This is a genomic window from Mesorhizobium sp. AR10, from assembly GCF_024746795.1.
GTDB lineage: Bacteria > Pseudomonadota > Alphaproteobacteria > Rhizobiales > Rhizobiaceae > Mesorhizobium.
The window spans coordinates 2,839,988-2,852,847 of the sequence record NZ_CP080524.1; the positions used below are offsets into that span (position 1 = coordinate 2,839,988).

At 59.9% G+C, this 12,860-nt stretch carries 10 protein-coding genes; 3 read left to right on the forward strand and 7 right to left on the reverse strand.

All coding sequences use genetic code 11. From position 1 onward, the window contains the following. Nucleotide 1 precedes the first annotated feature (1 nt). Complete coding sequence (locus LHFGNBLO_RS17365) at nucleotides 2-499, reverse strand: VOC family protein (RefSeq protein ID WP_258609310.1); 498 nt, start codon at nucleotides 497-499, stop codon at nucleotides 2-4. Nucleotides 500-538: 39 nt separating this feature from the next. Then, entirely contained in the window at nucleotides 539-1,705 is a 1,167-nt protein-coding gene (locus tag LHFGNBLO_RS17370; RefSeq protein ID WP_258609779.1) for a Gfo/Idh/MocA family protein, read from the reverse strand. Between the two features lie 155 nt (nucleotides 1,706-1,860). Between LHFGNBLO_RS17370 and LHFGNBLO_RS17375 the strand changes: the two genes are divergently transcribed. After that, nucleotides 1,861-2,556 (forward strand): hypothetical protein, encoded by a 696-nt coding sequence (locus tag LHFGNBLO_RS17375; protein WP_258609312.1) that lies wholly within the window; start codon nucleotides 1,861-1,863, stop codon nucleotides 2,554-2,556. 48 nt (nucleotides 2,557-2,604) lie between these two features. Here the strand turns inward: LHFGNBLO_RS17375 and LHFGNBLO_RS17380 are convergent, their stop codons facing one another. Continuing rightward, nucleotides 2,605-4,200: a GMC family oxidoreductase gene (locus tag LHFGNBLO_RS17380; RefSeq protein ID WP_258609313.1), complete on the reverse strand. Its 1,596-nt coding sequence runs from the start codon at nucleotides 4,198-4,200 to the stop codon at nucleotides 2,605-2,607. Nucleotides 4,201-4,602: 402 nt separating this feature from the next. On the opposite strand from LHFGNBLO_RS17380, the gene LHFGNBLO_RS17385 reads away from it, so the two are divergent. After that, a complete protein-coding gene (locus LHFGNBLO_RS17385; RefSeq protein ID WP_258609315.1) occupies nucleotides 4,603-5,610 on the forward strand; it encodes a Gfo/Idh/MocA family protein in 1,008 nt (335 codons plus the stop codon). 102 nt (nucleotides 5,611-5,712) lie between these two features. Here LHFGNBLO_RS17385 and LHFGNBLO_RS33670 read toward each other — a convergent pair whose 3' ends face one another. The 3 genes from LHFGNBLO_RS33670 to LHFGNBLO_RS17400 all read right to left on the reverse strand — a co-directional run bounded on the left by LHFGNBLO_RS33670 (nucleotide 5,713) and on the right by LHFGNBLO_RS17400 (nucleotide 10,712). Beyond that, nucleotides 5,713-6,879, reverse strand: coding sequence for an MFS transporter (locus LHFGNBLO_RS33670; RefSeq protein WP_413774694.1), 1,167 nt, complete (start codon nucleotides 6,877-6,879; stop codon nucleotides 5,713-5,715). Between the two features lie 63 nt (nucleotides 6,880-6,942). Continuing rightward, a complete protein-coding gene (locus tag LHFGNBLO_RS17395; protein ID WP_413774695.1) occupies nucleotides 6,943-8,610 on the reverse strand; it encodes a hydantoinase B/oxoprolinase family protein in 1,668 nt (555 codons plus the stop codon). A gap of 11 nt (nucleotides 8,611-8,621) precedes the next feature. After that, nucleotides 8,622-10,712, reverse strand: coding sequence for a hydantoinase/oxoprolinase family protein (locus LHFGNBLO_RS17400; RefSeq protein WP_258609319.1), 2,091 nt, complete (start codon nucleotides 10,710-10,712; stop codon nucleotides 8,622-8,624). A gap of 199 nt (nucleotides 10,713-10,911) precedes the next feature. On the opposite strand from LHFGNBLO_RS17400, the gene LHFGNBLO_RS17405 reads away from it, so the two are divergent. Beyond that, entirely contained in the window at nucleotides 10,912-11,967 is a 1,056-nt protein-coding gene (locus LHFGNBLO_RS17405; protein ID WP_258609321.1) for a LacI family DNA-binding transcriptional regulator, read from the forward strand. 34 nt (nucleotides 11,968-12,001) lie between these two features. Here LHFGNBLO_RS17405 and LHFGNBLO_RS17410 read toward each other — a convergent pair whose 3' ends face one another. After that, nucleotides 12,002-12,796, reverse strand: a complete 795-nt coding sequence (locus LHFGNBLO_RS17410) for a glucose 1-dehydrogenase (RefSeq protein ID WP_258609323.1) — start codon at nucleotides 12,794-12,796, stop codon at nucleotides 12,002-12,004. Nucleotides 12,797-12,860 lie beyond the last annotated feature (64 nt).

A 12,860-nucleotide genomic window follows, 5' to 3' on the forward strand; every position in this document is an offset into this window, starting at 1 on the left:
CTCAGCTCGAGCGCAGATCGATGTCTTCGAGAACTAAACCCGTCGGATTTTGGCTCTGTGCCTGGCGCCGACCATCGGGATAGACGGGTGGGCCTTTGATCTCGATCTTGTTGCCGAATGGATCGGAGATATAGAACGAATGCCCCATGCCGCGAGCGCCGCCATGGAATGCCTCCCGTTCGATCTGCACACCATGATGGACCAAGTGTTTGCGCACCGTGTTATGGTCCAGTGGGCCGCAAGCGATGCAAACGTGATCGACATTGCGACCCCCGACGACTGGCGGGATTGCATCATGGGCGCCGGGGTTGGTCGTATCCCACAGGACGATGAGAGCAGAGCCGCACCATAGTTGCTCCATACCCAGATCCGGGTAGACATAGCCAGGCTGGCAGCCGAGAACGCCTTGATAGAAAGCGAGTGCCGCTTTCATGTCGTCGACGAGAAAGACCACGTGATCCAGTCCGACGAGCGAGATGGGGTTGGCGGTTGACGACATCAGTTCTCTCCGTTGCAACATGTATATTCAGCGCTGCGATCAGTTTCGCACGGGTTCCCATTGACGCGATGCATGAGATGCCATGCATGCATCGACGAGAGCGACGATGCGTTTCGCGTCCTCAAATGTAGGCCATGCAGGCACGCCCGACACGATCGATCCGATGACCTTGCTTGCTTCAAGCATCTTGATCTCGTTGTAGCCCAGTCCAAAATTCGGCAATGGCAGGAAGCTCCGGTAGTCGGCATGCTCCGGCCCAACATCGATGGCGCGGAATCCTTGCTGGCCAGGCGTGTCGCTGAGCTTGAAGAGGTTTAACCGCGCGATTTGATCGTAGTCATAGGTGATCGAGCCCTTGGTGCCGTAGATCTCATAGCGCTGAGTGAATCTCTTGCCGGTGGCAATCCTGCTGAAGTCGACTGTGCCAATGGCGCCGGCCTTGAAGCGGCAGATAAGGAAGCCGGCATCCGGATTGGTCACCTTTCGAGTCCTGCCGGTCTCCATCACGGGAGCCTGTCCTCCATATGTGGCTCCAGGTACGTCCGGACGCTCGCCGAAAATGATCGGACAATGCGCGACCAATTCGTCAACCTCTCCGATCAGATAGTCCATGAAGCTGAACATATGCGAGCCGGTGTCCCCGACAATCCCTGTTCTGGCGAGTTCGCCGTCAAGGCGCCAGATGAAGGGGGCCCGTGGATCGCCATGGCTGTCGACGTGCTGCGTGCCGCGGAACATGGTGATGTCCCCGATCTCTCCTGACCGAATGATCTCTCGCGCCAATTGGTGAACCGGATTGACGGGAAAGCTGTGGCCAACGCGTGTGATGACACCCGCGCTTTTCGCCAGCGCCACCAGTTCGTCGGCCTCGGCACCGGTGTCCGTGAACGGCTTTTCGCAATAGACATGCTTGCCGTTCTGCAGCGCCGCCTTGGCGACTTCGAAATGCAGTGCGTCCGGCAGGCAGATATCGATCAGGTCGACATCGGGATCAGTGACTGCTTCGCGCCAGTCCCGGCCGACGAATGCCACACCGAGAAGCCGCGCCGCCTCTCGTGCGCCGGCTTCGTTGTCGTCGACAAGCCATTTGATCCGCACGTCGGCGCCAAGCGCGGGAAACTGTCGCATCATTGCGGCATATGCATTGGAGTGCACCCGCCCCATCCATCCGCATGCGCCAAGCACCGCCACCACCACCGGCTTCATCATCGTCTCCTGATCTTGAGATAACGCGCTACGAGAAGCGATTTCACCTGCTCGAAATGCATCAAGCGCCATCACACATACGAGAAGTGAGTTGAAAATTGCATCGATCTAATTTAAGGTCAAGGCATCTTTTCTGATCATTCTGGAGAATGTCTTTGACGCTCGAAAAGAACCGTTCACGCCCGCTCAACTTCGCCGACAAACACATCTCGGCGGTTCTCTACGAGAACGTCGAAGCCCTGGATGTTCGTGGCATCGTCGTCAATCTCAGCCCGCGGACCATCTGGATCGAAGGCGTTGTGAACGCTCCAATTCAGCCCTGGAGATCAACGACAGTTTTGGGCAAGAAGGTACTCAAGGCGGAACGCATCGCCGTCCTCAGAATCGACAATACCGAGAACCTGGGTGGCGTCATGCACCGAGGCTGGACATGGTTCGGCGACCTCTATGCCGGCTTTCCCAGGCAGAATCCGCTCTATGTATCGTCAATCGACAGCATAGCCACGGTGGAAGAGGATCCTTATGAGTTCACGCGAGAGAACACTGGCGGCGGTTCGCGGCAATCCTTCGAACTCAAGCTGAAGCTCTGGTGGGCGCCGGCCCAGACCGACGCCTTCATCCACAACGAACATCCCTTCCTGGAAACACACACGCAAATCCACGGCTTCGGCAGGATGCAGAAGTTCCGCGAGCGCGATTCGCAGACGATCTATGAAGACGTCATCATGTCGCCTGGCTACACGCATGAAGCGTTCTGCCTGGTGACGGGAAAGAACGAGTGGACATATCCGTGGCATCGCTATTTCTCGGATACCGATGCCATATGGCTCGCCGTCGAGCTCCACCCCTGACACATCGCATCGGGCACCCGGCACACAAGATGCCGGGCGCCGCGTAGGTCAAACGACCTTTCCGGCGATCATGATCGCCGCGCCCTTCTCGCCAATCATGATCGATGGGGCATTGGTGTTGCCACTGACCAGCGTCGGCATGATCGACGAATCGATCACACGCAAGCGTTCCAGCCCGCGCACGCGCAATTGTGTATCGACGACAGCCATCTCGTCGTTGCCCATCTTGCAGGTGCCAACGGGGTGGTAGTCGGTCTTGCTCCATTCGCGCACATAGTCGGCGATCTGAGCGTCGGTCCTGAGATCCTTTCCGGGCATGTATTCGCGCTCGATCACCCGGTCGAGCGCCGGCTGGGCAAAGATTTCCCGTGATTGCTTGAAGCAAGCGATCGACCGGCTCAGGTCTTCATCGACACCGAGAAAATTGGGGTCGATCAGTGGCCGCTGAAGCGGATCGTTTGAAGCCAGGGTGACGGAGCCGCGGGCCTCGGGTCGCAGATAGGCGGTGTTCAGCGTCATGCCGTAACCGGCAATCTTCTTGCGGCCATGGTCGACGACGTAGGCGGGCAGGAAATGCATCTGGTTGTCCGGCCAATCGTCATTGCCCTGCGTCGACAGGAAGGCACCGCCCTCGCAGACATTGGAGGTGACCGGTCCGGTCCGGTACAACAGGTACTGGATACCATTCCGGATCATCGGGATCAGTCGGTCCTGCCCATCATAGCTGATCGGCTCCTTCAAGGTCGCCACGGCATAGACATCGAGATGATCCTGCAGATTCTTGCCGACACCCTTGAGGTCGTGCACCGGTTTGATGCCGAGGGCGGACAGATTGTCGGCTTGCCCGATCCCCGAAAGCAGCAGCAGGCGCGGTGAACCGATCGCGCCGCTGGAAACGACGACTTCGCGGTCGGCATAGGCAATCTTCGGCGTCCTCGACGGGCCGACCACATACTCGACGCCAGTGGCACGACCATGCTCGATGATGACCCGCAAGGCCCTGGCCAGCGTGACCACAGTCAAATTGGCGCGATGCCGGACAGGATGGACGTACGATACCGCGGCACTGCCGCGCCGGCGGTCGCGCTGTGTAACCTGATAGTAGCCGACACCATGTTGCCGAGCGCCATTGAAATCGGCAGTGAAGGGATGGCCGGCCTGCTGGGCGGCGCGCACAAACGTGTCAGTCAGCGCAATAGGGCTGACCTGGTCGGAGACCGCCAGAGGTCCGTCATTGCCATGGTAAGGCGCGGTAAAACGCTGGTTGGACTCCGCGCGAACAAAGTAAGGCAGACAGCCATCGTATCCCCAGCCGTCATTGCCGAGCTTTGCCCATTGATCGTAGTCGTTGCTGTTGCCCCGGATATAGACCATCGCGTTGATCGAACTGCCCCCGCCAAGCGTCATGCCTTGCGGGTAATGCATCTCGCGATTGTTGACGTTCTTTTGCGGCGTGGTTCGAAACTCCCAGCTCACCCTTGGCCCGACGAGCTTCGAATAGCCGGCCGGGAAGTGGATCAGCAGCGACTTGTCGGGTCCACCGGCCTCAAGAAGGAGAACTCGTGCCTGCGGATCGGCGCTGAGGCGATTGGCGATCACGCATCCTGCTGATCCGCCACCGACGATGATGTAGTCGTAAGTCATCCGTGCAACCCGTTTCCTGGTGGACCCTCAATGGGCCTCTACAATGTTGATCAGACCTGAGCGCGCGAGCCAAATGGCACCTTGCGGCTCGCCGTCGGCCAAGAGGGTTTGACAAACTTCGCCTCAGGCCTTAGATCGATCTAATAGCAACAACGAACGCTCAACTCAATTGTTATTCCAGCACGGGAACGGCCATGATCCGGGACGCGGTTCGCGATATCAGCGGTGTTCTGATCAAGCCGAATCCTGCGTCGAAAATCGTTCCTGAATCGGATCAAGCTGGAGGCTTCGCCGGCACGTCAGCGTCGCGACTGGCGACTGCACAAACAGCCCGCACCGGCGCCTGCATCCCTTCCATAGACCGATCCCGGGTCCCTTGGTCTTTTCCAAAAGGAGTTTGAAATGGCAAAGCACGGAAAACTGAGATGGGGCCTGCTCGGCGCCAGCAATATCGCCAAGCAATGGCTCCATACGTCGATCAGCAAGCACGCCGATTGCGAGGTGGTTTCGGTCTACAGCCGGGATCAGGAGCGTGCGACGGCCTATGCGCAGGATCTGGGTCTGCGGCGAAATTTCACCGACCTTGATGCATTCCTGTCCGATCCCGAACTTGACGCCGTCTATATTTCGACCACCAACGACAAGCACCGCGACGAGGCGATTGCAGCTGCCAAGGCCGGCAAGCACATTCTTTGTGAAAAGCCCCTGGCTTTGAATGTCGAGGACGCGCAGGCCATGTTGGACGCGGCCAGGGCAGCGGGTGTCGTTCTTGCTACCAATCATCACCTTCGCAACATGGAGACGCATCGCGCGATCAAGGATCTGATCAAGTCCGGCCAATTGGGTCACATCACCTCGGCTCGAGTGTCCTTTACTGTCGACCTGCCGGACAACCTGGCTCGTTGGCGGCTGAACGACCCCAAGGCCGGCGCCGGTGTTGTTCTCGATTTGACCGTGCACGACATGGATCTGCTGCGCTTCTATTTCGACGCGGATCCGATTTCGGTAACGGCGATGGGCCTGACTTCAGGGAGCGCGCCGCATGGCATCAAGGACAATGTCATGACGATCTGGGAGTTTCCCGGCCGCTTGCTTGTCAGCTGCCATGACACGTTCCTGGTGCCCTTCGGTGGGACTGCAATCGACGTTCACGGCATGGACGGATCAGTCCATGGCGCGGACGTGTTGTGGCAGAAACCGCAAGGGCGCGTCACAGTGCGCGATGCCGAGGGCACGCATGAAATTCGCGTCGAGCATCTCGTCCCCTACGATCGAACGATAGACGACTTCGTCAAGGCTGTTCGCGGTACCGGCTCGCCGTCCGTCACCGGCGAAGATGGCTTGAATGCACTGCGGCTCGCACTGGCTGCCATGCAGGCAATAGAGACCGGAAACACTGTTCGGCTATAGACTTCTTCCAAAAGAACATACTTCCGGAGGTCTGGGCATGAGGCCCAGTCCTTCGGACTTGCAATCTATCACTAGGGAAAACCAGCCAGCTTGAGCTCCAAACTAGGAGCGGATGAGGTTTCCTTTGAAGGCGATGACGAGCAAGGCGACGACCACGAAAGCCAGGCCGATGGTGAGCGACGTCGCTTGTGCGATAAATCCGATGAACGGCGGTCCGATCAGCAAGCCTGCATATCCCATCGTCGCGACCCGCGAAATGGCCACGCCAGCCGCCGGGCCACCAAACCTGCCAGCAGCCGAAAAGACCGCCGGCACGGCGTTGGCGATGCCAAGGCCGCAAACGGCCAAGGCGATGAAGATAACTGGAACGCTGGTCACGCAAAGAGCAAAGCTAAGGGCCAAGGCCACGGCAAAGGCACCGTAAACGAGCGTTGTCCCGGCATCGAACGACCGTGTGATAATGTCGCCAAAAACCCTGCCGACCGCCATCATGCCGGCAAAGAGAGCAAAGCCGAAAGCGCCGGTACTTTGGCTCGAGCCGATCGTATTGACCAGATAGATGGCGATCCAGTCGCACAGGGCGCCTTCAGCAAACAGCGAAAGAAATGCCAACACGCCGAGCAGGTAGAGGTATCGTCTGTCTTTCGGCTCGGTGAAGTTCGACGATTCAGCGGTTGAAACTGAACTCGTTTCCTTCGGCTCTCGGTGGAGCCTGGACGCGAGACGGCCCAACGCTGCAAATGCAACAACGGATGCTCCGGCCACCGGAAGGCACAGCGTGACCCCGGCGCCTCCGTGCAAGAGCCATCCGATCAAGCCGGCGCCGGTCAGATTGCCGAAACTGAACATCGCATGGCAAGATGATATGATCGGCGTCTGCAGCTTCCGCTCGAGGAATGTCGCTTCGGTGTTCATGGCGACGTCAAGTGTGCCGAAAGCTGACCCTGCAACGGCGACAAGCAGGCCAAGCGTGGCGATGTTTGGCGCATGGGGAACCGCGATCAGCGCTGCGCCAAGCAGACCTGCCCCAGCGAAGCAGATATTGGCCGTTCCCAGGGCAGGAATCAGATCCCCGACCTTGCGCATCATCAGGATCGCGCCGATGGCAAAACACAGCAAGACAAGCCCAGTCTCACCCTTGGAAAGCTGCTGCTGTATGCTGATGGCAGGCAGGCACGCCGCCCAGGATCCGATCCCGATGCCCGCTGCCAGGAAGAAGGCGTAGGCAGCCGGTCGCGACGTCCCTTGGACCTCAACCGATGCATCCATCTGGATCGCCTCCGAACCTGCGGTGAATAGCGGGACTAGGCCAACCGAAACGGTCCTGGCGGGCTATAAGCCGAACGAGTAGTCGCTCGCTGCCGCAGCCGCCGAAACCAGGCCGTTGTCTATGTCGGACGCGACTGCCTCGTGCGCTCTGTTAACCGGCGCACCGTAGCCGGCGCCACCGGGCGTCAGAACGACCAGCCAATCGCCAGCCGGCACTGTTTGCCGGCCTTTGCCATTCAGCGTCCTCCCGGATCCCAAACCGACGTAACCTGGTCCGCCGGCCTTGCCTCCAGCTCGACCGCGCGGCGGATGCACGATCCGATCCAGCGCAGCGTAGAGGTCGAAATCGACGGGATCGCGGTTCTGGATTTCGATGTGCTGGCCGAGTCCACCGCGATAGGTGCCGGAACCGCCGCTGTCGGGCCGAAGCTCTTTGCATCTGAACAACAGCGGTGAGATGGATTCGATGATCTCCACCGGGACACCGGAGACACCACTTGGAAAGGCAGTCGCCGACAGGCCGTCCAGAGAAGGACGCCCACCAACGCCACCGGTCTGCACCGAGAGGACCGAAAAGCGGTTGAAATCGCCCGCAGCCCCGTTTGCCGCGCTGGCGTGGTTCTCCAGGATGAGGTTCCACAGGCACGACGTGCCTTCGGCCGGCGGCTGTATCGCCGGAATCTGCGCCAGGCAACCGAAGACAACGTCAGGAAGCATCTGACCTATGATGTGTCGCGATGATACGGGCGCCGGTCGCTGCGCATTCAGGATGCAGTTGATCGGCGCCGTAACCCGTATCGGCTCGAGCGAGCCTGCATTGTTGGGAATGTCGGGCGCAATCAACACGCGGACGCCATAGGTCGAATAGGCTTGCGCGTAAGTGAGGGGTACGTTGATTCCCTTTGATGAGGCGCCGGAGCTACCCGCGAAGTCGATGGTGATGGTCGAACCCTTGACGGTGAGCGTCGCCACGAGGTCGATGGGCTGCTCATAGCCGTCGACCCGCATTGATGACGAATAGCTCCCATCTGGCAGCGCTGAGATCTGCGTCTCGACCGCATTGCGCGATTGCGTGATGATATGCTCAGCCAGCCCGCGGAGCGTCTCGAGGCGAAACTCGCGCATCATCTCGATGAGCCGTTCGACGCCGATGTCGTTGCAGGCTGCGAGCGACAGGATGTCGCCCTCCGCCTCGGTGGGATAGCGGGAATTGCCGCGCACGATGTCGATCAACGTCTGGTTCTTGACGCCGCGGTCGATCAACCGAAGGAAGGGCAGATAGAGGCCTTCCTCGATGACATCGCGTCCGTCGGGGCCGAAGCCAATGCCGCCGATGTCGACGAGGTGACTGGTGCAGGCAAACAGGGCGACCAGCCTGCCGTCGAGAAATGCGGGCGTCACCACCACCATATCGTGCAAATGCCCGGTGCCTTTCCAGGGATCGTTGGTGATGTAGACGTCGCCTTCCTGCATCGTCTCGGCAGGGAAGGCGATGAGGAAGTGTTTCACCGATTCAGCCATCGAGTTGACATGACCGGGCGTTCCCGTCACCGCCTGTGCCAGCATGCGGCCGTCCATGTCGAAGACGCCGGCCGAAAGGTCGCCTGACTCCCGCACGATCGGGCTGAAGGCGGTTCGGACCAGGGTCTGTGCCTGCTCCTCGACGACCGAGATCAGGCGATTCCACATGATTTGCGTGTGGATGTCGGAAAGCTCAGAGTGCATGTCCATGACCAGTTCCGTCAGACCTTGGCGTTGAGGATGATGTAGCCGTTTGCGTCGATCGATGCGCAGAATGTCGAGGTGACGACCGTCGACGTTTCGTCTTCCGCGATGATCGCCGGCCCGCTGATCAACTGCTCAGTGCCGATGGCATCGCGCCAATAGACCGGGCTATCCGCAAAGACCCCGAGTTGGCCGTCGAAAAGGCGGCTTCTAGAGACGGGCTCCGCCGCATCTGCCGCGTCGGGGCGAATGAAGGCAATGTCCTGCGAGGTTGCCATGCCGGCGGCTGTAACGGTAACGGCCCAGCTCAAGGCCTCGATGGCGGCGTTGTCGATCTTGCGCCGGTAGAGCGCGATGTAGGCGCTGGTGAAGGCGTCGGCGAGGGCCTCCCGGTCATCGCCGTGCAGCGGCCTATCCTCCAGCTGAACCTCGATCTCATGGCCTTGTCCGGTGTAGCGCAAGAAAACGGAGCGTCGCGACTGGAGCTGCGCATCTGGATCGGCCTCGCGGATAACCGCGGAAGCTTCCTTGATCATCTCGTCGAACTGCCGGTTGATAGCCTCGATGTCGAGGCTGGCGATGCGGGCGAACGCGCTGCGCACCACTTCGTAGCCGAGCGGCGCGCGCAGGAAGCCGACGGCGGAACCGACGCCCGCACTTCGTGGCACGATGACGCGTCTTATGCCGAGTTTTTCCGCAAGACGGGCGGCGTGAAGAGGGGCGGCGCCGCCGAACGCGACCATGGTCCTGGCGCGAACATCCTTGCCGCGCTCGATCGCATGCACCCGCGATGCGTTGGCCATGTTTTCCTCGACCACCTCGCAGATGCCGAATGCGCCTGTCTCAAGTTCCGTCCCAAGCCGATCCGAAATGCACGCCGCGATTGCCCGACGTGAAGAACCGGCGTCGAGTTGGATCGAACCACCGGCAAACCGCAAAGGGTCAATCTTTCCCAGAACAAGATCGGCGTCGGTGACGGTCGGCGTTTCGCCACCGCGACCATAGCAGGCAGGTCCAGGTTCAGAGGTAGCGCTCTCTGGCCCCACCTGTATCCGGCCGAGCGAGTCCACATGCGCTATCGATCCGCCGCCCGCGCCGATCTCGACCATTTCGATGACCGGTATGCGGATCGGCATGCCGCTTCCCTTCATGAAGCGTTTCGATCGGGCAACTTCGAACGAGCGGGATTTGAGTGGCTCGCTGTTGTCGATGATGCAGATTTTGGCTGTTGTTCCACCCATGTCGAAGGACAACAGGTCGTTGACGCCGCATTTTGCACCGACATGGGCAGCCAGGATAGCGCCGCCAGCCGGACCGGACTCGACCAGTCGGATCGGCAATTCACAGGCATTGCTTAGCGTCGTCAGACCGCCGCCGGAGGTCATCAGCAGCAGCGGCGCCGAGAGGCCGATGCGATCAAGTTCGTCGCGCAGTCGCCGCAGATAGCTTGCCATGAGAGGCTGCACATAGGCGTTGGCGCACGTGGTCATCAGCCTTTCGTATTCGCGGATCTCGGGGCAGACCTTGCTGGAAAGCGAGATATACGCTTCCGGCATCAGCTGGTTCAGCCGCTCGCCGACCAGCTGTTCGTGCCGTGGATTGGCGTAGCTGTGCAGGAGCCCGACAGCCACGCTGGTCACGCCGGCTGCGCGCATCGTGCCCACATGTGCGCTGATCTGGTCGAGATTGATCGGAATGACGACCGAGCCGTCGACAGCAAGTCTTTCGGGAACCGTCAGGCGCAGCGCACGTGCCACAAGCGGTTCGGGTTTCACAAGATTGATATCGTATTGGTCGAAACGGCTTTCGCGGCCAATCTCGATCACATCGCGAAACCCCTGCGTGGTGATAAGCGCAGTCTTGGCACCCTTGCGTTCAATCAGCGCGTTTGTGGCCAGCGTCGTCCCATGGATAAAGATGTCGACATCGGCGGCGGTTAGCGCGGCCCGCTTCAGCGCCTCAAGGATTCCCGTGATCACGCCGATTTCAGGCGCCTTGGGCGTGGTCAATACCTTGGCGGTGAAGCGGCGGTCACCACATTCGAGGGCGATGTCGGTAAACGTGCCACCAATGTCGGCGGCCAATCGACAGGAGAGCTTTCTGGTCATTTCAATTCCTTGCCGCCCGGAGATATCTCCGAAAACAGCTCTAGCTCAGTTGTTAGATCGATCTAATACCTGCGCGAAATGACGTCAAGGCGGTTGATGATTTGAAACTGCTTTTCCTGTATGTCAGGGAAGATCGCTCGCTGACTCGCTGGAGTCGGCCGGCGCTCTTTCAATCTCGAACAGGTTGGAGTGGGCAGGCATGGACGGCAAGACCTTGACGGAAAAGCGCGGGCAACAGCACCGTGTGACGCTTGACGTCGTCGCCAAGCATGCCGGGGTTTCAAGGTCGACCGCCTCCCTCGTTGTCCGCAACAGCAACCTGATCGCGCCCGAAACGCACGAGCGCGTCCGCGCGTCCATGAAGGCACTGGGCTACATCTACAACCAGTCGGCCGGCAGTTTGCGATCGCAGAAGACGAAGACGTTGGGCATGGTTATTGCCGACGTATCGAACCCGTTTTACGCGTTGCTCGCGTCCGGGATAGAATGGGCGTGCCACCAGCAGGACTTCCTGACGATCTTTGCCGACACCGCCGAAGATGGCGGACGCCAGAAGATGATCATCGATCGCCTCATACAGCACAATGTGGCCGGCGTGTTTCTTTGCCCGGCCGGCGACAACTCTGCTGACGATCTCGCCGCCCTCGAAGCGGCGGGGACACCACTGGTCCAGATCATGCGCCATGTCTCCGGGCAAAAAGTTCCCTATATCGGCCCGGACAACGTTGCCGGAGTCCAGCTTGGTATCGATCACGTGGTGCGCTTGGGCCGCAAGAAACTGGCGTTCATTGGCGGCCCTGCCGGCAAGTCCTCGAGCGAGGAGCGACTTGAGGGTTTCAACCAGGGCGTGGCCAAGCATCGGTTGAAGGTGAAGAAGGATTTCATCAAAACCGTCGCGATCAATCGGCGCGAAGCGATGGAGGCGGCACTTGTCTTGCTCGACCGTCCCGATCGCCCGGATGCGATCATCTGCTACAACGATCTGATGGCGTTCGGTGTGATGTTGGCGATGCAGCGCCTCGGCTTAATGCCGGGCAAGGACGTTGCTCTTGTCGGCTTCGACGACATACCGGAATCCGCGCTCTGGACGCCAGCACTGACGACCGTCTCGATCGATGCACGCAACATCGGGCGATTGGCAGCTCGCGTTCTTATGGACAAGATCGCCAACCCCAGCCGGACGCCGCGAGACATCATCGTCGAACCCGAGCTGATCATCCGGGAATCCTGCGGCGAGTCTTTCGCCGCAGCTTAATCCTCGGCACAGCCGCCCTGTCGGCAAGTCGATGTCAAGATGCCCAGTTTTCCCGATAGTCCGGATAGATCGTCAGGCCACCATCGACGTACAGCGTGTGCCCGGTGATGTAGCGGGCATCATCCGAGGCGAGGAAGGCAAAGGCTGCCGCGACCTCGTCCGCCTCGGCAATTCGTCCGAGCGGAATATGCGCTTCGACAGCGGCGCGCTTGTCGGGATCGAACACCCAGCTCCGGTTCAGCGGCGTCACCGTTGCGCCAGGCGCGACATTGTTCACCCGGATGCCCTGCGCGGCATATTCCAGAGCCAGTGTCCGCATGATCATGCCAAGCCCGCCTTTGCTTGCGGCATAGGCGATGAACCGCGGCTTCGGGATCGTTTCATGATTGCTGGAATTGTTCAGGATCACCCCGGCTATGCCGCGCGAGAGAAAATGCCGCACGGCAAGTTTCGAGCAGATGAACGAGCCTCTGAGATTGACATCCAGGACCGCGTCAAAATCCTCTAACGGGAATTCGTGCGATGCATGCTCGCGGTTGATGCCGGCATTGTTGATCAGTATGTCGACGTGCCCCGCGAGATTGACCGCCTCGTCGAACATCGTCTCGACCTGGCACGGATCGGACAGATCGCCGGGCACGACACCACCGACCCGATCGGTGCCGTAAAGATTAGCTATCGAAGCGGCGGTCTCGCGAAGGGCGTCAGAGCCTTGAAGATCATTGAGAATGACGATCGAGCCTTCCTCTGCAAAACGCATGGCCGTCGCACTGCCAATGCCTTGTGCGGCACCCGTTATCAGCACCCGCTTGTCGGTCAATCCGCGCATGACATTCCTCCGTGCTGCAGGGCAATCGATTTCGGCCTCAATGCCCGTTCGGGCGCCACAGACC